At 68.7% G+C, this 18,365-nt stretch carries 20 protein-coding genes; 5 read left to right on the forward strand and 15 right to left on the reverse strand.

Annotated features, from left to right (window positions below):
* Positions 1 to 43: 43 nt before the first annotated feature.
* From RMN86_RS16780 to RMN86_RS16800, 5 genes are all read right to left on the reverse strand, one after another.
* Positions 44 to 1,819 carry a DUF885 domain-containing protein gene (locus RMN86_RS16780; RefSeq protein WP_309607005.1) on the reverse strand — a complete coding sequence of 592 codons (1,776 nt, stop codon included), beginning with the start codon at positions 1,817 to 1,819 and terminating at the stop codon, positions 44 to 46.
* Between the two features lie 240 nt (positions 1,820 to 2,059).
* Entirely contained in the window at positions 2,060 to 2,512 is a 453-nt protein-coding gene (locus RMN86_RS16785; RefSeq protein ID WP_309607006.1) for a fasciclin domain-containing protein, read from the reverse strand.
* Between the two features lie 217 nt (positions 2,513 to 2,729).
* Positions 2,730 to 3,446 (reverse strand): anti-sigma factor domain-containing protein, encoded by a 717-nt coding sequence (locus RMN86_RS16790; protein WP_309607007.1) that lies wholly within the window; start codon positions 3,444 to 3,446, stop codon positions 2,730 to 2,732.
* Positions 3,443 to 3,997, reverse strand: coding sequence for a sigma-70 family RNA polymerase sigma factor (locus tag RMN86_RS16795; protein WP_309607008.1), 555 nt, complete (start codon positions 3,995 to 3,997; stop codon positions 3,443 to 3,445). Before RMN86_RS16795 ends, RMN86_RS16790 begins: the two co-directional genes overlap by 4 nt.
* Before the next feature lie 142 nt (positions 3,998 to 4,139).
* Entirely contained in the window at positions 4,140 to 4,364 is a 225-nt protein-coding gene (locus RMN86_RS16800; RefSeq protein WP_309607009.1) for a hypothetical protein, read from the reverse strand.
* A 28-nt stretch (positions 4,365 to 4,392) separates the two neighbouring features.
* Here RMN86_RS16800 and RMN86_RS16805 point away from each other — a divergent pair, with 28 nt between their 5' ends.
* Both RMN86_RS16805 and RMN86_RS16810 read left to right on the forward strand, forming a co-directional pair.
* Positions 4,393 to 4,566 (forward strand): hypothetical protein, encoded by a 174-nt coding sequence (locus RMN86_RS16805; RefSeq protein WP_309607010.1) that lies wholly within the window; start codon positions 4,393 to 4,395, stop codon positions 4,564 to 4,566.
* A gap of 98 nt (positions 4,567 to 4,664) precedes the next feature.
* Positions 4,665 to 4,871 carry a cold-shock protein gene (locus tag RMN86_RS16810; protein ID WP_309607011.1) on the forward strand — a complete coding sequence of 69 codons (207 nt, stop codon included), beginning with the start codon at positions 4,665 to 4,667 and terminating at the stop codon, positions 4,869 to 4,871.
* 547 nt (positions 4,872 to 5,418) lie between these two features.
* On the opposite strand, the gene RMN86_RS16815 is transcribed toward RMN86_RS16810, so the two are convergent.
* Complete coding sequence (locus RMN86_RS16815; RefSeq protein WP_309607012.1) at positions 5,419 to 6,117, reverse strand: DUF1345 domain-containing protein; 699 nt, start codon at positions 6,115 to 6,117, stop codon at positions 5,419 to 5,421.
* Positions 6,118 to 6,168: 51 nt separating this feature from the next.
* A complete protein-coding gene (locus RMN86_RS16820; RefSeq protein WP_309607013.1) occupies positions 6,169 to 7,266 on the reverse strand; it encodes a phosphatidylinositol-specific phospholipase C1-like protein in 1,098 nt (365 codons plus the stop codon).
* 111 nt (positions 7,267 to 7,377) lie between these two features.
* On the opposite strand from RMN86_RS16820, the gene RMN86_RS16825 reads away from it, so the two are divergent.
* Positions 7,378 to 8,973, forward strand: a complete 1,596-nt coding sequence (locus RMN86_RS16825) for an EAL domain-containing protein (RefSeq protein ID WP_309607014.1) — start codon at positions 7,378 to 7,380, stop codon at positions 8,971 to 8,973.
* A gap of 10 nt (positions 8,974 to 8,983) precedes the next feature.
* On the opposite strand, the gene RMN86_RS16830 is transcribed toward RMN86_RS16825, so the two are convergent.
* From RMN86_RS16830 to RMN86_RS16855, 7 genes are all read right to left on the reverse strand, one after another.
* On the reverse strand, positions 8,984 to 9,214 hold the full coding sequence (locus RMN86_RS16830; protein ID WP_309607015.1) for a hypothetical protein: 231 nt from the start codon (positions 9,212 to 9,214) through the stop codon (positions 8,984 to 8,986).
* A 148-nt stretch (positions 9,215 to 9,362) separates the two neighbouring features.
* Complete coding sequence (gene ligA, locus RMN86_RS16835) at positions 9,363 to 11,702, reverse strand: NAD-dependent DNA ligase LigA (RefSeq protein WP_309607016.1); 2,340 nt, start codon at positions 11,700 to 11,702, stop codon at positions 9,363 to 9,365.
* Positions 11,703 to 11,742: 40 nt separating this feature from the next.
* Entirely contained in the window at positions 11,743 to 12,108 is a 366-nt protein-coding gene (locus RMN86_RS16840) for a helix-turn-helix domain-containing protein (RefSeq protein ID WP_309607017.1), read from the reverse strand.
* A complete protein-coding gene (locus RMN86_RS18195) occupies positions 12,095 to 12,373 on the reverse strand; it encodes a BrnT family toxin (RefSeq protein ID WP_405041360.1) in 279 nt (92 codons plus the stop codon). The genes RMN86_RS16840 and RMN86_RS18195 overlap by 14 nt, the downstream gene beginning before the upstream one ends.
* Positions 12,374 to 12,417: 44 nt before the next feature.
* Complete coding sequence (gene recN, locus RMN86_RS16845) at positions 12,418 to 14,133, reverse strand: DNA repair protein RecN (RefSeq protein ID WP_309607018.1); 1,716 nt, start codon at positions 14,131 to 14,133, stop codon at positions 12,418 to 12,420.
* Between the two features lie 112 nt (positions 14,134 to 14,245).
* Positions 14,246 to 15,298 (reverse strand): outer membrane protein assembly factor BamD, encoded by a 1,053-nt coding sequence (locus RMN86_RS16850; protein ID WP_309607019.1) that lies wholly within the window; start codon positions 15,296 to 15,298, stop codon positions 14,246 to 14,248.
* A 90-nt stretch (positions 15,299 to 15,388) separates the two neighbouring features.
* Complete coding sequence (locus RMN86_RS16855; RefSeq protein ID WP_309607020.1) at positions 15,389 to 16,000, reverse strand: MSMEG_1061 family FMN-dependent PPOX-type flavoprotein; 612 nt, start codon at positions 15,998 to 16,000, stop codon at positions 15,389 to 15,391.
* Positions 16,001 to 16,135: 135 nt separating this feature from the next.
* Between RMN86_RS16855 and RMN86_RS16860 the strand changes: the two genes are divergently transcribed.
* Entirely contained in the window at positions 16,136 to 16,612 is a 477-nt protein-coding gene (locus RMN86_RS16860) for a hypothetical protein (RefSeq protein WP_309607021.1), read from the forward strand.
* On the forward strand, positions 16,609 to 17,340 hold the full coding sequence (locus RMN86_RS16865; protein ID WP_309607022.1) for a phosphatase PAP2 family protein: 732 nt from the start codon (positions 16,609 to 16,611) through the stop codon (positions 17,338 to 17,340). The genes RMN86_RS16860 and RMN86_RS16865 overlap by 4 nt, the downstream gene beginning before the upstream one ends.
* 15 nt (positions 17,341 to 17,355) lie before the next feature.
* Here RMN86_RS16865 and lpxC read toward each other — a convergent pair whose 3' ends face one another.
* Positions 17,356 to 18,264, reverse strand: coding sequence for a UDP-3-O-acyl-N-acetylglucosamine deacetylase (lpxC, locus tag RMN86_RS16870; RefSeq protein WP_309607023.1), 909 nt, complete (start codon positions 18,262 to 18,264; stop codon positions 17,356 to 17,358).
* Positions 18,265 to 18,365: the final 101 nt, after the last annotated feature.

An 18,365-nucleotide genomic window follows, 5' to 3' on the forward strand; every position in this document is an offset into this window, starting at 1 on the left:
GTCTTTTTCCGTGCTCTTTCCGTGTTTTCCGTGGTTCAAATCCCTACCCGATCGACCCGCCGAACATCAGTGCGCGGACGTAGCGGCTGGGAGGTGAGCCGTAGCTGAGGACCTTGTCGTGATAGCGCTTGAGATCGAAGGCGGCGCCCTGGCGGCGTTCGGCCTCGGCGCGCAGGGAGTCGTGCTCGGCGGCGCCGACGAAATAGCTCGGGAGCTGGGTCGAATCGAGCCGCGCGCGGGTCCACTTGCCGGCCGCTTCGCGCTCCTGCTGGAAGGCGGTGACCGTCAGGAAGGCCATGACCTCGGCCTCCCCCGCCCCGTCCACGTGCACCATCTGGTCGAGGATGGCGTTGGTGATCGAGCGCACCCGGGTCTTCAGCTGCTGCAGTCGGAACAGGGGGTCCCCATCAAGGTAGCCCTGCTTGGCCATCATGTCCTCGGCATAGACCGCCCAGCCCTCGATGAACGGGCCTGAGCCCAGGAGCGCTCGCAGCACCGAGGGGTGCTTGTTGGAATGCCAGATCTGCACGAAGTGGCCAGGCATGGCCTCGTGGATCATGGTGTCGTTGAGGCCCCGGCGATTGTATTCGCGCAGGAAGCTCTCGGCCTGGGCGGGGGTCCAGTCGTCGGGGATCGGCGAGATGTCGACATAGGTCTTCTGGCCGCGGTCGAGCGGACCAGGCGCATCGCAATAGGCGACGGCGGCGCCGCGGGCGTACTCAGGCATGATGATCGCCTCGACCGGCGCGTCGGGCAGGGTGATCAGGTCCCTGGCGCGCACGAAGTCGGTGGCGGCGGCGAGCGCGGCGCGGCAGGCCGGAACCACCCCATCGCGCGGCGGATGATCGGCATAGGCGAGCTCCAGCGCGGCCTCGATCGCCTTCTGCTGGGTCGCGGCGTCCGGCGCTTCAGGCATCGGCGGGACGCCGGCCCGACCGGCCAGGACCCGGCGGGAAACGCCATACATTTCCGCGCGGGTCTGCTTCAACGCCGCATCCGCCGCGGCGCGGATTTCCGCCCGCGACATGGGCGAGACCAGGGCGAACGCGAGCTTTTGATCGTACAGCTTCGAACCCAGGCGGAAGTCGCCCTTGGCGGCCGGGACCAGCACCGTGTCGAGCCAGGTCTGCTGTTCGGCGACGGCGGCGCGCAGGGTCTGGGCTGCGGCCTTCAGGCGCGCCTGGTCCGAGGGCGGCAGGGCGGAGGCTGCGGGCAGGACCATGCCGTCGAGGATGGAGAGCACGCCGGCGTTCTGTTTGGCCACCGTCTGGGCGTGGATCAGCGGCACGCGGGCCGGTTGCAGCTGCTCCCGCATCTGGGCGTAGAGCGCCGGCAGCGCCTGCATGCGCGAGATCACCGAGCGCAGGCGCGCCGGCAGCGGCGCAAACTCGCGGGCCATCAGCGAATAGAGCGCGTTGCCGGCGACGCCCGCGTAGAGTTGCGGGTCCCACGCCCAGGACTGCAGCACCTCGTCGGTCCAGATGTCGTAGCGCAGCTGGTTCTTGAGCAGCGCCAGGTCGACTTGGTTCTCGCGGCTGAGCTCAGCGGGACGGAAGCGTTCCGCGCGGGCCAGGAACCGGCGGGCGAGATCCTCGCGCGCGCGGCGCCCGGCGGCGGACATGTCGTCCACCTGGCCGTCGAAGCGATGGTCGCCGAGCACCGTGGCCTGGCTGGGCGATAGCGCCGGTATCTGGTCCACATAGGCCGCGGCGAGCCTGGCGAAACGGACGTCGGCCGGGCTGGTGGCGAAGGCCGGCGCGGCGATGGCGGCGAGGCCGAAAGCAGCGGCGCCGCGGCGGGTGAGGGAGATATGGGTCATCCCGAATGTTCACCACGCCCACGCGCCCGCGCAAAGGGCGCCAGGGTCGCCGCGTCGAAATTCGGGGTCGCGGAATGACTAAACCGCGAAGCGCTCGATCTGGACCCTTGGCGCGCTTCCGAATTTGACCAGCAGCCCGAGCCGGAAGCCCGTGGCGCGGTGACAGGAGCGACTTCGTGGTTTTTGTGCCTGTTCATGGTTGGAATAACTGAGGGCCGGCAGGGCCGGCCCCCGTTGGCGCTACGGCATCAGCACCGTGTCGACGACGTGGATGACGCCGTTGGACTGGCTGACGTTGGCGATGGTCACCTTGGACGCGCCGCCCTTGGCGTCGGTGAGCATCACGCCGCCGCCCTTGGTGGTGACGGTGAGCGTCTCGCCCTGCACGGTCTTCACGGTGTTCTTGCCCATGCCCATCTTGGCCGTCTTCATCAGATCGGCGGCGCTCATCCGGCCGGCGACCACGTGATAGGTCAGGATCTTGGTCAGGGTGGCCTTGTTCTCCGGCTTCACGAGCATCTCCACCGTGCCGGCCGGCAGCTTGGCGAAGGCCGCGTTGGTGGGGGCGAAGACGGTGAAGGGGCCGGGACCCGAGAGGGTCTCGACGAGGCCGGCGGCCTTGACGGCGGCGACCAGGGTGGTGTGGTCCTTGGAGTTGACCGCGTTCTGAATGATGTTCTTGGAAGGATACATGGGTGCGCCGCCGACCGTTACGGTTTTTTCATGCATAGGAGCCGTAGACATCTGGGCAGACGCAAAAGTTCCAGCCGACGCGGCCAGGACCATACCGGCCACAACGGCCGAGATAAGCTTGGATTTCATTGAGTTCATTCCTCGAATGCTGACCCCACCGGCCAGTCATGCGAGTTGTTACGTTTCTATGCGTATCAGCGGATGCATGTCCGAGAAATTATATTTTCGCCAGCTTGCCGACGGCCGCGATTGGGCCGCTGGGCGCGTCGAGCCTCTTCGAGCCGCCCGGAGGCTCGACCGAGACGGCGATCGCCGCGCCTTCCGCCAGCGAGGACAACAGGCCTTGCGGCAGCGGCATCGACTTGGTCTTGCCGGGCTCGATGAAGCCCAGCGCGCGCGGCTTGCCGTCGGCCGGGATCACCCACAGCTCGTGGACGTGCGCGGGGTCGCCGCCCGGCTGGACCAGAGACGTGACAATCAGCGCCTTGCGCGCCGGATCGTAGGCGGCGACGAACAGCGGGACCGGCGCGCCGGAGGGGCTGACAAGACTGGCGTTGAGCAGCTGACCGGGCGCGGGCGGCTGGACCCGCACGGCCGGCCGATTGGCCAGCATGACGGCGGCCGCCAGGCTGGCCGCGGCCAGCGACAGGGACGCGACGGTCGCGCGTCGCCAGAAACCGGCTCCGCGGCCGGTATTGTCGTTGGCCGGCAGGGCGCGCTCGATGCGCGGCCAAAGTCCGGCCGGTGCGGTTTTGGGGGCGATCCCTTCGGCCAGGGGGGTCAGGCGCGCGCGCCAGGCGTCCACCAGGGAGGCGAACGCCGGATCGGCGGCGGCGCGAACCTCAGCCTGGCGCCGCTCGTCGGCGGACAGCACGCCCAGGGCGTGTTCGGCGGCGAAGGCTTCGGCTTCGGTGAGATCGGGGCCCTCGTTCATGGCTCCAGGCACCCCTTGAGGCGGGCCAGACCGCGACGGATCCAGCTCTTCACCGTCCCCAGCGGTGCATCCATGCGGTTGGCCAGGGCGGAATAGGCCAGACCCTCGAAAAAGGCGGTGCGGATCGCGCGCTGGGTGCGGTCGTCGAGCTGGGCGAGGCAGTCCTGCAGGCGGCCATTCTCGCCGGCGGTGACCAGCAGGGCCTCGGCGCCGACCGCGCCGTCGGCGATCTGGAGATCGTCGACCTGTTCGGCATAGGCCATGGGGCCTCGGGCGCGCAACCGGTCGATCGCCCGGTTACGGGCGATGGTCGAGGCCCACGTCATGACGCCCGCCCGGCCGGAGTCGAAGCGGTCGGCTCTTCGCCAGATGGTGAGATAGACCTCTTGCAAGATGTCCTCGGCTTCCTCGCGGTCGGACAAGATACGCAGGCAAACGGCGAACAGCTTCGCCGAGGTCGCATCATAAAGCTGCCCAAGGGCCGCACGCTCGCCGGCGGCGATGCGCGTCATGAGCCTGGAGAGGTCTTCGGGGGTGGTCGCGGCGGCCAAGGGTGAGCTCAGGTCTCGCAGGGCTTGGGGCAGGGATTGGCGTAGGGCATCGGCCGCGGACCCTGGCCCGGGACAAATTCCTTTAGGCGCATGGCGACCGCTCTGGAACCCCGAAATCCACGGCAGGGCCGGGACGCGCGGCTCAGGCGGCGACCGTCTTGGGCTTGCGCGCCGCCGTGCGTTTGGCCTGGGCCGAGGCCAGTCGTTCACTGCGGCGCGCGGTGGCGGCGGCCTCCAACGCCGGCAGCAACTCGCTCGCCGCGGCCTGTTGACGCTCATCGCCGTCGGCGTGCAGGCGCCGCGCATTGGCCAGCAGGTTGACCACCTGTTCATCGGTCAGGGTCGGAATCTTTTCGATGAGGGTCATGCACGCCTCTCCACACTTGAGCGCCGCGATGAGCGCGGGCGTCAGGGACTATATGGGCAAGCCGGCGATTGGTTTCGAGATTTCTCCGACAAATTCGCCCGTCTTGCGTGCGCTTTGGAATTCCGCCACGGTGGCGGGCATCGAATTCGCCAGGGTTCGGTCGCCCTTCCCCGCCTTGATCGATCAGGCCCCGCCGGATTGATCGGGCGCCGGACCCGCCTGCCGAGCCCTCGCGAACTGAGATCGCCGGCGCAAATGCGTGGGCCGGCGGCAATAACCTATCGAGGGACCAGACCTTACATGGCTACCGGCACCGTCAAATGGTTCAATGGCGCCAAGGGCTTCGGATTCATCCAGCCGGATGAGGGCGGCCCTGACGTGTTCGTGCACATCTCCGCGGTCGAGCGCGCGGGCCTGCGGTCTTTGGACGAAGGCCAGAAGATCACCTACGAGCTCGAAAAGGACCCCCGCAGCGGCAAGTCCGCGGCGGGCCAGCTGCAGGCCTAGCGATCCTACAGATATGCGGGAGCGAAACCCGGCCAAGTCGCGGCCAATGGGCCGGTGTCCGCACCGGCCCATCGTCTTTGAACACAAACCCGTATTTCCCACAGGGTATCCTGCTACCTTTGGCGGCGATAAGGTGGAAGCGGACCGTTGGGCTAGCGGCGGTAGCCATCCCGCGCTTCGCGTAACCCCAAGTGAGTACTTGATTGCTTCCTATGGCGGAGATCCCCAGCCGCATCTGCATTTGCTTCAAATTGACCGCAGTAACCTTGAGGCCACGGATAGCCTCAACGAACTCCGAGAGGGTCGCCTCAGGTGGGGTGTCCACCGACATGTTTGTAGAATTGCGGATGGCAGCCAATGAGGTTCGGCTGGCAGCGAAGCTAACGTCCGCCATCCAACTCTCTCGGACATTCTGCCGGTCTGCTTGTTGGTCGCCAACGTCGGGTATCGCCGCCGCCTACCGGGCAGGACAACGCCACCCAGGTCAAGAGTGTCGCTCGATCCGGCGATCATCATAGTCCCCCCGCTGCGGGGGAGGATCCGTCGCCTAGAACAACCCTGCCGTCAGGTTGATGGTGAGGGCGACGATGATCGTGTTGAAGGCGAAGGCGACTAGGCTCTGCACGGTGCCCAGCCGGCGCAGGCCCTTCGACGTGAATTCCACGTCCGCGGTGGCGCAGGCCACCCCGATGACGACGGCGAAGTGCAGGAAGTCCCAATAGTCGGGCTCCTTGACCCCCGGAAAATTGAGCCCGCCCGCATCGGCCGCCCCATCGTCTTCGTCGACGCCATAATATTCATGGGCGTAGTGCAGGGCGAAGATCATCTGCACCATCAGCCAGGAGGCGACGACGGTGAAAAAGGCCAGCAGGATGTGCCAGGCCTTGGCGAGGCCGTGCGCATCCTTGGCCATCGACAGCTCGATCCCGACCGCCCAGACGCTGGCCGCCGAGGCGATCAGCACCAGGGCCAGGATCACGCCGCGGCCCTCGTCGTCGATCGCCGCCCTGGCGCGTATGTCGGTGGGGCCATGCTCGATCATGCTGGCCAGCATGGCGCCGAGAAAGCTCACCGTCAGCGCGTCCCAACCCAGGATCATCCGGGTCGAGGCGGCCATCTGCGGGGCGAGGACGATCAGTCCGACGCCCACCCCCACGCCGGCGGCGATGGCGGCGGTCAACCGCGGGCGTGGCGCGAGAATGCCCGGCAGCCATCGCATCACGCTCTTCGGCTGCGTCCGCGCCATACGCCACTCCAAGATCCGGCGGCGAGGATCGCGCGAGTCCGGGGACAGGGTCTAGGGCTTGGCGAGCACAGGATCGAGCCGGGCGATCCCGCCGCCCGGCAGGCGGGCCTGATACGCGCTGAACCGGGGGTCAGCGCGCATGTAGTCGGTGGACACGTATTGCGCGCCCGAGGCGAACGCCGCCTCGCGGGGTCCGGTGTCATTGCGCCGCGCCTCCCAGGTGTCGGCGTCGGCGCGGGTGCGAACGATGAACCCGGCCTTCACAGCCGCCCGGATGCGCGACTGCAGGTCGATCGGCTCGTTCAAAGTGATGTAGGCGGCGGCGGGTGAGGCCTCGTCGGTGTTGATGAAGGTGACCCGGCCCTCCAGGCTCCTGCGCGCGCCGCGGTAGACGGCGACCACCTCGGGGGACTCATCCATGGCGAAGAGGAACTTGCCTCGGGCAGCCTTCAGCGTCGGCCAGCCGCCAGCCAGCACCGCCTCGCGCAGGGTCCTGCGCCTGCCCTGCACCTGATCTGGCGTGATCAGCTCGCCGGGTTTGAACACCGAACGGATCTCGACGTCGATGGCGTCCATGGCCGCGGCGTCAAACGCCAGGAGCTTCACCGCGCCGGGGACTTTCAGCTGGTCCTGCTTGAGGTTGAAGATGATCAGGATCGGCACATGATCGCGATGCGCGTTCGACCAGGTGCGGATCTCCTTCAGGCAGGCGGTGAAGGGCTGGCAGACCACGCGGTAGTCGATATCGGGAACGTGGATCACCTTCATGCCCGGTTTGGCCATGGTCGACAGGTCGTAGGGCGTGGTGTCGGGCGCCAGCTTTCGAGCCAGAGGCGTCGCATAGCGACCGCCGTCGGGATCGTAGACGAAATCGATTTCCAACTGGCGCGCACCGTCGTTGAGCTGTTCGGTGAGCGCCGGATGGCTGTAGTCCAGGGTGTCAGCGGCCTTGGGGTTCCTGGCGCGCAGCATGGCCATCTCCATGGGCGCGATGGCCGCCTTGTAGCTATTGTGACTGCCGACCGTCTGGATCTGGTTGATCTTCAGCCCATCGACCGCCGCGCGCGTACAGCCCGCCTTGCCGGAGGGATGCTCAAGGTCACAGGCTGGCGAGAGAGCAAGCGCGGCGGCGAACACGGCGGCGATCATGGCGTCACTCCAGCAGATCGGGGTGACCCCATTGTGAAGGCTCCGGGCGCGCGCCGAAACCGCGAATTAAGGAAGAGCTTCTATTCTGCCGGCCCTGCGGGGATCATCGTCTTGCCTATCGTTTCGCCTCGGTTGCTGGGGTTCGCGTTCGCCAGCGCCGACCTGTTGATCGAGATCGCTCCCGACAAGACCATCGCGTTTGCCCTGGGGGCCAGCGAAGCGTTGTCGGGCGCGGCCGAAACCTCCCTGATCGGCCGCGCCTGGCGCGACTTCATCGACCCCGACGACCGCTGCATGCTGGCAATGCTTATCGAAGGCCTGGAAGCCGGCCGGCGGGCAGGTCCTGTTGTCGTCCGTCTGGCCGCGCCGGACCGGGCCGCCACGCTCACGGCGCTCCGCCTGCCGCAGAACAAGGGCGCAATCTCCTGCGCGCTGTCCCAGGCCCGCTACGTGGCGCCAGCCTCGGCGGGCCGGCTGCCAGACCGCGCCGAATTCGAAGCCCTGGCGCACGGAATGCAGCAAGGCGCCAGGGAGACCGGAGGGGACTTGGAACTCGCGCTCGTCGAGCTCGCCGGGCTCGACGCGGCGCGCGCCGAAGGGCCGCCGGAGGCGCGGCAGGAGCTCGAGGCCCAGGTTGCCGGCCTGCTGCGCGCCCAGGCCTGGGGCGGGGCAGCGGCGACGGAGTTGGACTCCGAACGGTTCGCGGTGGTCCGGGCCCGCGGCGAGCCGCCGGAGGCGTTCGCGGCGCGGCTGACGCGGCTGATGGGCATGATCGTCGATGCGCCGATCGCGACCAGCGCCGGGCTCATGGCGATGGAGGGCGTGGACCGTCCGCAGCAGATGCTCAAGGCGCTTCGCTATGCGCTCGAAGGTTTCGCCCGCGACGGTGCGGGTTGGCCGACCCCCGGCAACCTCGCCGAGGCCCTGAACCGCGCCATGGAGCAGACCCTGGCGAAGGCCGGCGCCCTGGGCGCAGTGATCTCAGACAGGGCGTTCGCGCTCGCCTACCAGCCCGTGGTGGCGCTGCATGCCCGCGAGCTGCATCACTTCGAGGTGCTGGTGCGCTTCGGAGACGACGAGAGCCCCTTCCCAAAGATCCGCATGGCCGAGGAGATGGATCTGATCGAGGCCCTGGACTTCGCGATCCTGGAGAAGGCCGTGAACGTCATGGCGCCGATCGACGGCCTGAGGCTCGCGGTCAACGTGTCCGGCCGCAGCATCGTCAGCGCGTCGTACATTGACCGCGCCATGGGCCTGATCCGCGCACATACGAGCCTGCGCGGGCGGCTAATGTTCGAGCTCACCGAGAGCGCCGCGATCGACGATCTGTCGTTGGCCGACGAGCGCCTCCAGGTCCTGAGGACCGCGGGCTGCGAGGTGTGCCTCGACGATTTCGGCGCGGGCGCTGCCTCCCTCGCCTATCTGCAGCAGTTGCACTTCGACGTCCTGAAGATCGACGGCCGCTACGTCCGCGACCTGCAGTTCGGCGGCCGCGGCTCGACCTTTGTGAAGCACCTGGTAGCCATGTGCCGCGAGCTCGGCATTCGTACCCTGGCGGAGATGGTGGAAACCTCCCGGGTCGAGGACGAGGTCCGCCGCGCCGGCGTCGACCTAGCGCAGGGCTGGCTCTACGGCCTGGCGACCGACGAGCCGACTGCGCCAAAGGCCAAGAACGTCTGGAAGCTGGCCAAGGCTGTCGCGGTCTAGGCCATCCCGTTCAGCCGGGCGAGAACAGGTCCTCGAAGTTCCGGCGGTAGAAACGGTCCTTCGCGTCCTCGCTGAAACCCTCAAAGCTGGCTTCGAACCGCTGGATCGGATTCTTCGTGCCCTCCGGGTGCGGGAAATCGGAGGAGAACAGGAAGAGCTCCTCGCCGCCCTCGCGGATGATCGTGCCGACGTTCTCGGTGGCGAAGGGCGTGAAGCGCAGGGCCCGCCGGATGAACGCCAAGGGCGGCATCGAGAGGCCCGCGACACCGGATCGGTCTTGCGCCAGCCCTTCCAGGCGCCGTCGAGGCGATGCAAGAAGTCCGCCACCCAGCCGGCGCCCAGCTCGATCACCCCGCCGCGCAGGGCCGGGAAATTCAGGCGACGCGCCGTCAGCCGCCGACCATCTCCAGCCAGGCCGCCTCGGTGATCACCTGGACGCCGAGCCGGGCCGCCTCGGCCAGCTTCGAGCCCGCGCCGGGGCCCGCGACCACCAGGTCGGTTTTCTTCGAGACGGAGCCGGAGACCTTGGCGCCCAGGGCCTCGGCCTGGGCCTTGGCCTCGTCGCGGGTGAGCTTTTCCAGGGCGCCGGTGAAAACGATGGTCTTGCCGGCGACCGCGGTATCGGTTTTGGGCCGCTCGGCCGGGATGACTCTCAGTTCGCCCATGAGGTTGTCCACAAGGCGGCGGTTGTGATCCTCGGCGAAGAACTCGGCGATCATCCGCGCGGCCACAACCCCGACAGCGTCGGTCGAGGCGACCTCCAGGAACGCCTCCCCAGGGGTCTCGGCCGCCGCTCGGATCGCCGCGGCCTCGAAGCTCGCCCAGTCGCCGAAGCGGGCCGCCAGCGCCGCGCGGGCCCTCGAATTGAGCCTGGGAACAGCCAGCCGAAGATGCTCCACCAGTGAGATTTCCGGCGGAATGAGCATCGCCCGGCGCTCGCGTGCGAAGTCCAGCACCGCCTCCACCGCCGTGGGGCCCAGGCCCTCGAGATCAGAGAGCTCCGCATAGATCGGCCCGGCCGTCTGGCCGGCGGCGGCCTCGGCGACCTCCACGAACCGTTCCGCCGTCTCGAAGTGGCGGGCCAGGGCCAGCGAGGTGGTCTCGCCGATATGGCGGATGCCCAGACCGTAGATGAAGCGGTCCAGCGCGATGTCGCGGCGCGCCTCGATGCTCTCCAAGAGGTTGCCGACACTGGTCTCGCCAAACCGCTCCAGCTCAAGGATTTCGGCCCGCTTCTCGTGCAGGCGGAAGATGTCGGCGGGCGCGTCGAGCCAGCCGCTCTCCACGAACAGGGCCAGCTGCTTTTCGCCGAGGCCCTCGATGTCGAAGGCGCGGCGGGAGACGAAGTGGCGCAGGTGCGCAAGCTTCTGGAACGGGCAGGCGAACTCGCCGGTGCAGCGACGCACCACGGTCTCCGCGCCCGAGGCGGTGGTCTCCCGGGCCAGCGGCGTCGCCAGCGGGCACGGGCAATTGGTCGGGAAGCGATAGGGCTCAGCGCCCACCGGCCGTTCGGCCAGGACGACGCTGACGATCTGTGGGATCACGTCGCCGGCGCGCTGCAGGATCACGGTGTCGCCGACGCGGATGTCCTTGCGCGCGATCTCGTCGGCGTTGTGCAGGGTGGCGTTCTCCACGACAACGCCGCCCACCGTCACCGGGCGCAGCCGCGCGACCGGGGTTATGGCCCCGGTGCGGCCGACCTGAATGTCGATGGCGTCGAGGATCGTGCGCGCCTGCTGCGCCGGAAACTTGCGCGCCACCGCCCAGCGCGGCGTTCGGGTGACGAACCCCAGCCGCTGCTGCCAGTCCAGGCGGTCGACCTTGTAGACCACGCCGTCGATGTCATAGGCGAGCCGGGGCCTGAGCGCCTCCATCTCGGCATAGGCGGCGAGCAGGCCGGCGGCGTTCTCAACCCGCCGGCTCTGGGGGGTGGTCTGGAACCCCCAGGCCTTGAGGCTGGCCAGCGCCGCCCACTGGGTCTGCGCGAAGGCGTCGCTGTGCAGACCCCAGGCATAGGCGAAGAAGCTCAGCGGCCGCGCGGCGGTGATCCTCGGGTCGATCTGGCGCAGCGAGCCGGCCGCAGCGTTGCGCGGATTGGCATAGGTCTTGGTCCCCGCCGCGGTGGCCGCGGCGTTCAGCGCGCGAAACGCCTCGTGGCCCAGATAGATCTCGCCCCGCACCTCGATCACAGCGGGCCAGCCGGAACCCTGGAGCCGTTTGGGAATGCCGGCGATGGTGCGGACGTTCTGCGTGACGTCTTCACCGACCCGCCCATCGCCCCGCGTGGCGGCCTGGGTCAGGACGCCCTGCTCGTAGCGAATGGAGCAGGACAGGCCGTCGATCTTGGGCTCGGCCGTATAGCCCACGGTCTGGTCGGACGGGAGCCTGAGGAAGCGGCGGATGCGGGCGTCGAAATCGACGGCGTCCTCGTCGGAAAAGGCGTTGTCGAGGCTGAGCATCGGCACGCCATGGGCCACTGGCGCGAACTGCTCCGACCGCTCGGCGCCCACACGAAGCGATGGCGAGTTCTCGCGCACCAGATGCGGGAAAAGCGCCTCGATCTCCAGGTTGCGCCGCTTCAGCGCGTCATAGTCAGCGTCGGAAACGGTGGGGTCGTCGCGTTGGTGATAGCGGATGTCGTGCGCGGCGATCTCGTCGGCCAAGCGCGTCAGCGCCTCGGCGGCCTGCGCCTCGGTGAGCTCAGCGGCGGGGTGATCAACGGGCTCCATAGGCTACATCTAACGCAGGTGGTGCGGCGAAATCACCTGTTCAGGCGCCTGCGGACTCAAGGCATTCGGCGACCACGTCGGGCCGGCGCGCAATGACCGCATAGTAGGCGCGAAGGGCGCTGTCGGGCCGCGTGCGCCCCTGCTCAAGATCGCGCAACCGGGCGAGGTTGATCTGATAGGCTTCGGCGAACTTCGCCTGACTCAGGCCCGTGCCCTCGCGCACAAGACGGACGAACCTCGCCTCGACCATGCGGTCGAGTTCCTCTTCGGTAAGCGGAGGATTGTCAGGATCAGACAGGGCCGCGGCTGTGATCTCCTCGTCCGTCATGGCGTCGAGGCGGGCCAGTTCGGCTTCCGTAAAGCCCGGCGCATTCCGAGGATCGAGCGTGTATCTAACGATAGCCATATCGCCTTGCCTCCTGGGCGTTCGAAGGTCGCGCCGAAATCACCCGGACAACCTGGCCGCGTCGTGAGTAGACCAACGTTAGAAGCCGTCCGTCGATCACACCGACAACTTTCCGCCGATCTTCTCCGTCGCCTTTGCGGGTGGCGTCGGCGTCCAACCTATGACCGTCCAGAAACACCTCAATCGCGGCGCCAAATCGAACATCATGCTTCCGTTCGTTCGAAGCCGCCTTCGCGGGATCCCATTCAAAGTCCAAGGCGCCCAATCCTCAGGTTATACGGAATTTCCGTATATGGCGCAAGCCCGCCCTCAGGCCTCCATCAGCGCCCGCGCCGCCGCCCGCGCCGCGTCGGTGACTTCGGCGCCGGCGAGCATGCGGGCGATCTCTTCCTCGCGGTCGGCGGCTCCGAGGGGCTCGACGACGGTGCGCAGGCGTTCGCCGTCGCCGGCCTTGGTGATGCGCCAGTGAGCTTCGGCGCGCGCGGCGACCTGGGGGGAGTGGGTGACCACCAGCACCTGGGCCCCTTCCTGTCCCGGACCAGGGGCCGCCAGGCGCTTCAGCCGAAGGCCGACGGCGTCGGCGACCGCCCCGCCCACGCCCTGGTCCACCTCGTCAAAGATCATCAGCGGTTGCGGTCCCCCGCCCCGCCCGGCCAGCGCCGCCTTCAGCGCCAGCGAAAAGCGCGCCAGTTCGCCGCCGGAGGCGATCGCCCCCAGGTCGCCGAACGGCGCGCCCGGGTTGGTGGCGATCTCGAAGGCCACGCGATCGAGGCCGGTGGGACCCGCCCTGTCCTCGGCCTGTGCCGCCACGGCGACCCGGAACCGGGCCTTGTCGAGCTTGAGCGGGGCGAGTTCAGCCATGACCGCCCTGGCGAGCCGTTCGCCGGCGGCGATGCGCTCCGCGGAGAGCCGGCCCGCCTCGGCCAGGTAGGCCTGGCGCGCGGCGTCCAGCGCGGCCTCGGCGGCGCGCAACGCATCCTCGCAAGTCTCCACCGCGCGCAGCCGCTCGGCGAAGCGGGCGCGAAGCAGGGGAAGTTCCTCGACGCTGACGCTCAGCTTGCGGGCGAGACCCCGCAGGTCGAACAGACGCTCCTCGGCCTTCTCCAGGCGCGCGGGCTCAAAATCAAACGCCTCGGCGGCGGCGTCCACGCAGGCTTCGGCCTCTCCGGCCTCGATCAGCACCCGCTCGATCGCCGAGGCCGCCTCGGTAAGACGCCGGACTGCGGCGCCGGTTTCGGCCGCCCCGGCCAGCAGCGCGCGCTCGTGGGCGCGACTGAGCGCGCGTGCGGCGCCCGCGATGCGGCCGCAGAGTCCGTCGAACACCTCCCGGGCGGTGGCGATGTCGGCCAGCGCCTTTTCCGACGCGCCCAGGATGGCGCGCTCCTCGGCCAGCGCCGCCTCCTCGCCCTCGCGCGGATCCATCCGGTCCAGGTCGGCCAGGCGCAGCGTCAGGTCCTCGGTCTCGGCGTCGGCGCGGACCACCTCGGCGCGCAGGGCCTCGACCGCCTCGCGCGCCGTGCGCCAGCCGCGCCAGCGCTCCGCGACCGCTCGGCTCCGGGCGTCGAGACCACCGAATCCGTCGAGCATCGGCCGGTGGGTGCGCGCGTCGAGCAGGCCGACCGTCTCATGCTGGCCGTGCACCTCCAACAAGGCCTCGCCGACCTCCTTCAGCACACCGACGCCGGTGGCCTGGTCATTGACGAAGGCGCGGCTACGACCGTCGGCGGCGAGCGTCCGGCGCAGCACCAGATCCTCGTCGCGGGCGTAGGAGAGCCCTTTTTCCTCCAGCAGGTCCCAGACCGGATGGCCTGGTGACGGCGCGAACACTGCCGAGGCGGCCGCCTGGCTCGCGCCGCGGCGCACCAGCCCCGCGTCGGCCCGCGCGCCGGTCGCCAGGCCCAGCGCATCCAGAATGATCGACTTGCCGGCCCCGGTCTCGCCGGTCAGCACGGTCAGGCCCGGCCCGATGGACAGATCCAGGGCCTCGATCAGCACCACGTCGCGAATCCACAGTCCGATCAGCATGGAGAGACGATCACCTGCAATCAGCGCCCGGAACTAAGGCCGCCGAGTCACATTTGATCACTTTTTGTTCTCTCTGCCCAGCCATCGCATGCCGCTGACGCCGCCGCCGCGTCTAGCCCTTGGTGAAGGGTAGGTGGAACCAGCCGCGCTTCTTGGGCGTGGCGTTCGGGTCCTTGGTGTCCTTGGTCACTGTGGCGGTGGGCTCGGTGGCCGGCAGCGCCTCGGTCGAGGCTGCGCCGGCATCGGACTTGACCGCCATGGCCGAGGCGGTGGTGGCCATCGGCGGCGGCGCCGTGCGGCTCTTGTCCTTGGTAAAGGGGATGTGGAACAGGCTGCGCCGGCTGTTGGCCGACGGTTCGACGGCGGGTCGCAGGCCCTTGGAGGTGAGCAGCCGGTAGGCGTCGGCGTACCAGGCGTCGCCGGGATAGTTATAGCCCAGCACCGCGCCGTTCTTCCGCGCTTCGTCGAGCAGGCCCACGGTCAGATAGGCCTCGACCAGGCGATAGAGCGCCTCTGGCGTATGGCTGGTGGTCTGATAGCGGTCGACCACGGTCTTGAAGCGGCCGACCGCGGCGATGGTGTCGCCCTGGCGCAGATACCAGCGGCCGATGGTCATCTCCTTGCCGGCCAGCTGGTCGTTGACCATGTCGATCTTCAGCCGTGCATCATGGGCGTATTCGGTGCTCGGATAGCGAGAGGCGACCTCGCGCAGATTGTCCAGTGCCTGGCCCGTGGCGGCCTGGTCGCGGCCGACGTCGACGATCTGTTCGAAGTAGCAGATGGCCTTCAGATAGTGGGCGTAGGCCGCGGCGCTGTGGCCGGGATAGAGCGAGATGAAACGGTCCGAATCGGCAATGGCCTCGTCGTAGTCATTGGCCTGATAGTGGGCGAAGGCCTGCATCAGGATCGCGCGCCGCGACCACTCCGAATAGGGGTGCTGGCGCTCCACCTCCCGGAAGTAGTCGACAGCCTGGGACCACAGGTGCTTGTCCATCCGGTCGGCGCCGGTGGAATAGAGCAGCTCCACCGGCCGTTCTTCATAGGCCAGCCGGACCTTGGGCTTCTTGTTGCCGGCGCAACCGGCGAGCGCCAGGGCGCAAAGGGCGGCGACGAGCGCTGGACGCAACCAGGACCTACGGATCAAAATCACCTTCACCTCAGACATGCGCGCGCGCCCCACGCGAGGAGAGCTATCTACACCACCGACTGTGGCGCGCAAACGGCGGCTCGGGGCTTTGCCGTGGGCGAAACGCCTTCACAGGGTCTTGCGCAGGCCATCGACCTCCTCGGCCTGGGTGGCGGTGGGCTTGGCTAGGTTCAGCTGATCGCTGACCATCTCCGACAGAGTTGGCAGGGTGGCGCGTTCGACGCGGTGGGTCTGGCCCCACAGGTCGGCCCGCATCAGCGCCTTGGGGCAGTGCAGGAAGGCCTCGCGCACGGCGACCCTCAGGATCGCCTTGGGGACCTTGCCAAACTCCTCAAAGCCCGCCGCCAGCGCCTCGTCGACCACCAGGGTCGCGGTCCCATTGACGCGATAGATGTCGTCGACGCCCGGGATCATGAACATCAGCCCGACCTCGCCAGCGCCCGAAGCGATGTTCTTCAGCGTATCCAGGCGGTTGTTGCCGGGCCGGTCGGGCATCAGCAGGCTGAGGCCATCCTCGGCCACGCGCACGAACCCCGCCCCTCCCCCGCGCGGCGAGACATCGACGCCGGTCGCGCCGAACGAGCCGATCACCACGAACGGTGAGAGTTCGATGAACCGCCGCCCATGCGGATCGATCCGGTCCAGGCTCTTGGCGACCACCATGGCGTGGGGCGGCCTGTAGAGCCGGTCGAGCTGGTCCTGCATCGCTTCGCGGGTCATGGGGACGCCTCCGCGCCCACTGAAGCAGGGCAACCGCCCGTCGGCAATTCCCTACCCGTTCGGGTAGCGCGCGCCGCGGCGATCCCGCTCATCCTGACCTGGGTCCAAGGGGCCTGAGCGACAGGAGATGGCTCGATGCGAACTCGCCTCCCGGTGATCCTGGCCAGCGTCGCCATGATCGGATGGGCCTGCGCCGCCACAGCGCAGACTCCGACAGGACCAGCCAGCGCGGCGCAGGCCGAGCCCGGCAAGTATGGGATCCAGTGCAACGCCCGTCCCGCCGCCGGCAAGCCCGCCGGAAACTACGGGATTCTGTGCAATCTGCGGGCGGCCGGATCCGATCCGCAACCCGGCGGACCGAGCGGCAAATACGGCCTCCTCTGCAACGACAGGCCCGCGCCCGCCGTCGCGCCCGACGCCAAGGGGAACTACGGCCTGCTCTGCAACGGCATGATCCCGCCCAAATCCAAGCCGACGCCCAAGGCGCCGACCGGCAAATACGGCATTCAATGCGATGAAAAGCCCGCAGCGGCGGCGTCCGCGCCGACCGGCAAGTACGGGATCTTCTGCAACGGGAAACCGGCTCCCGACGCCACGCGGAAGCCAAAGTGAGCGCCGCCCCGCCGACCCGCTGGATCGCGGCGCTGGTCCTGTCGGCCTGCCTGACGCCGCAGGGCGCATTCGGCGCCGACGCCGCCCTGCACTTCCCGGCCGCCGACCCCGCCGCGATCGCCCGATGGATCGGCCCTCCGCCGATACCCGAAAGCCCGCAGGCGCGCCGCGACGTGGATGAACTGACCCGCGTCCAGGCCACCCGCTCGGCCGCCGACTGCGCCTTCGCCAGAACCGACGCGGAGCTGTCGATCTTCGATCCGTTCGTCGGCGTATTCGGCGCGGCCGCCACCGCTGAGGCCTATCCGTCCACCACCCGCCTGATCGGCGCCCTGGTCGAGGACACCTTCGTGATCACCGCGGTGGCCAAAGCGGTCTACAATCGCGCCCGGCCCAATGTGATCGACGGGCGCATCCGGCCTTGCATCGACCAGCCGGAGACCAGCGCCTATCCCAGCGGGCACGGGGTGTTCATGTACACGGTGGCCGAGGCGTTCTCGGCCCTGGTTCCGGAACGGCGTGACGCGATCTTCGCCCGCGCCGACGTGTTCGCCTACAACCGGATTGTCGGCGGCATTCACTTCCCCACCGACGCCACCGCCAGCCGCACAGCGGCGGCGCTCTACTATGCCTCGGCGTCTAGGGATCCGGCGTTCGCCGAGATGTTCGCGGCGGCCCGGCGGGAGCTTCGGACAGGGCTTGGGCTGGCTGACGCGGTCACCCCGTAAGGCCCGGCGCAGGGGTCAGACCGCGATGGCGATCTCGTCGGCGAAGGTGCGGATGCGCCAGGCGTCGGGGCGCGCGACCAGGGCGCGGACCAGCTGGTTGTTGATGCCATGGCCGGCCAGCTCGCCCTCGAAGCGGCCGAGGATCGGGGCGCCCAGCACATAGAGGTCGCCGATGGCGTCCAGCGCCTTGTGGCGCACGAACTCGTCGGGACGGCGCAGCCCCTCGGGGTTGAGCACCCGGTCGCCCTCGATCACCACGCAGTTCTCCAGCGTGCCGCCCCGGGCCAGGCCCATGGCGCGCAGGGCCTCGACCTCGTGCAGGAAGCCGAAGGTGCGGCAATCGGCCAGCTCACGGCGGAACGCGGTCTCGTCCATCGGCAGGTCGATTTCCTGGCGGCCGATCACGGCGGTGGGAAATTCGATCGCGAAGGCGACCTCGAACCGCATCGCCGGCCTCAGCGTCGCGCGCTTGTCGCCGTCCACCACCTCGACCGTGTCGAGGATCTCGATGAACCGGCGCGCGGCCGCCTGGGGCCTGCGCCCGGCGCGGTCGAGGATCTTGAGGAATGGCCAGGACGAGCCGTCCATGATCGGCATCTCCGGCCCGTCCAGCTCGACCACGGCGTTGTCGATCCCCGACATCACCAGCGCGGCCATCAGGTGCTCGATGGTGGCCACGGTGACGCCGGCCGGGTTGGTGATCACCGTGCCTAGCTGGGTCTTGCAGACCGACTGCGGGGTGCAGGGCACGAGGTTGTCGTGGGCGTCGACGTCGATGCGAACGAAGACGATACCCGTGTCAGGCGCGGCGGGCCGAACGGCCACGCGCGTAAACTCGCCGGTGTGGACGCCGACGCCGGCGAACAGGGCCGGCGTCTTGACCGTGTGCTGGAAGGCGCCGCTCTGGAAACCGTCTGCTGGCACGCGTGCGACCTTCCCCGTTGGAGCGCTGGCCCCGTTGGAGCGCTGGCCGCAGGACCGGCAAGCGCCCAGGAATGCGGTTAGTGCGCCGGGTGCGGCGCAGC

The sequence above is a fragment of the Phenylobacterium sp. genome, assembly GCF_031360265.1.
Lineage (GTDB): Bacteria > Pseudomonadota > Alphaproteobacteria > Caulobacterales > Caulobacteraceae > Phenylobacterium.

What these genes read in the sequence shown, in the direction of transcription:
- RMN86_RS16780 (WP_309607005.1), bottom strand. Translation starts at nt 1,819, where the DNA reads ATGACCCATATCTCCCTCACCCGCCGCGGCGCCGCTGCTTTCGGCCTC.
- RMN86_RS16785 (WP_309607006.1), bottom strand. Translation starts at nt 2,512, where the DNA reads ATGTATCCTTCCAAGAACATCATTCAGAACGCGGTCAACTCCAAGGAC.
- RMN86_RS16790 (WP_309607007.1), bottom strand. Translation starts at nt 3,446, where the DNA reads ATGAACGAGGGCCCCGATCTCACCGAAGCCGAAGCCTTCGCCGCCGAA.
- RMN86_RS16800 (WP_309607009.1), bottom strand. Translation starts at nt 4,364, where the DNA reads ATGACCCTCATCGAAAAGATTCCGACCCTGACCGATGAACAGGTGGTC.
- RMN86_RS16805 (WP_309607010.1), top strand. Translation starts at nt 4,393, where the DNA reads ATGAGCGCGGGCGTCAGGGACTATATGGGCAAGCCGGCGATTGGTTTC.
- RMN86_RS16810 (WP_309607011.1), top strand. Translation starts at nt 4,665, where the DNA reads ATGGCTACCGGCACCGTCAAATGGTTCAATGGCGCCAAGGGCTTCGGA.
- RMN86_RS16815 (WP_309607012.1), bottom strand. Translation starts at nt 6,117, where the DNA reads ATGGCGCGGACGCAGCCGAAGAGCGTGATGCGATGGCTGCCGGGCATT.
- RMN86_RS16820 (WP_309607013.1), bottom strand. Translation starts at nt 7,266, where the DNA reads ATGATCGCCGCCGTGTTCGCCGCCGCGCTTGCTCTCTCGCCAGCCTGT.
- ligA (WP_309607016.1), bottom strand. Translation starts at nt 11,702, where the DNA reads ATGGAGCCCGTTGATCACCCCGCCGCTGAGCTCACCGAGGCGCAGGCC.
- RMN86_RS16840 (WP_309607017.1), bottom strand. Translation starts at nt 12,108, where the DNA reads ATGGCTATCGTTAGATACACGCTCGATCCTCGGAATGCGCCGGGCTTT.
- recN (WP_309607018.1), bottom strand. Translation starts at nt 14,133, where the DNA reads ATGCTGATCGGACTGTGGATTCGCGACGTGGTGCTGATCGAGGCCCTG.
- RMN86_RS16850 (WP_309607019.1), bottom strand. Translation starts at nt 15,298, where the DNA reads ATGTCTGAGGTGAAGGTGATTTTGATCCGTAGGTCCTGGTTGCGTCCA.
- RMN86_RS16855 (WP_309607020.1), bottom strand. Translation starts at nt 16,000, where the DNA reads ATGACCCGCGAAGCGATGCAGGACCAGCTCGACCGGCTCTACAGGCCG.
- RMN86_RS16860 (WP_309607021.1), top strand. Translation starts at nt 16,136, where the DNA reads ATGCGAACTCGCCTCCCGGTGATCCTGGCCAGCGTCGCCATGATCGGA.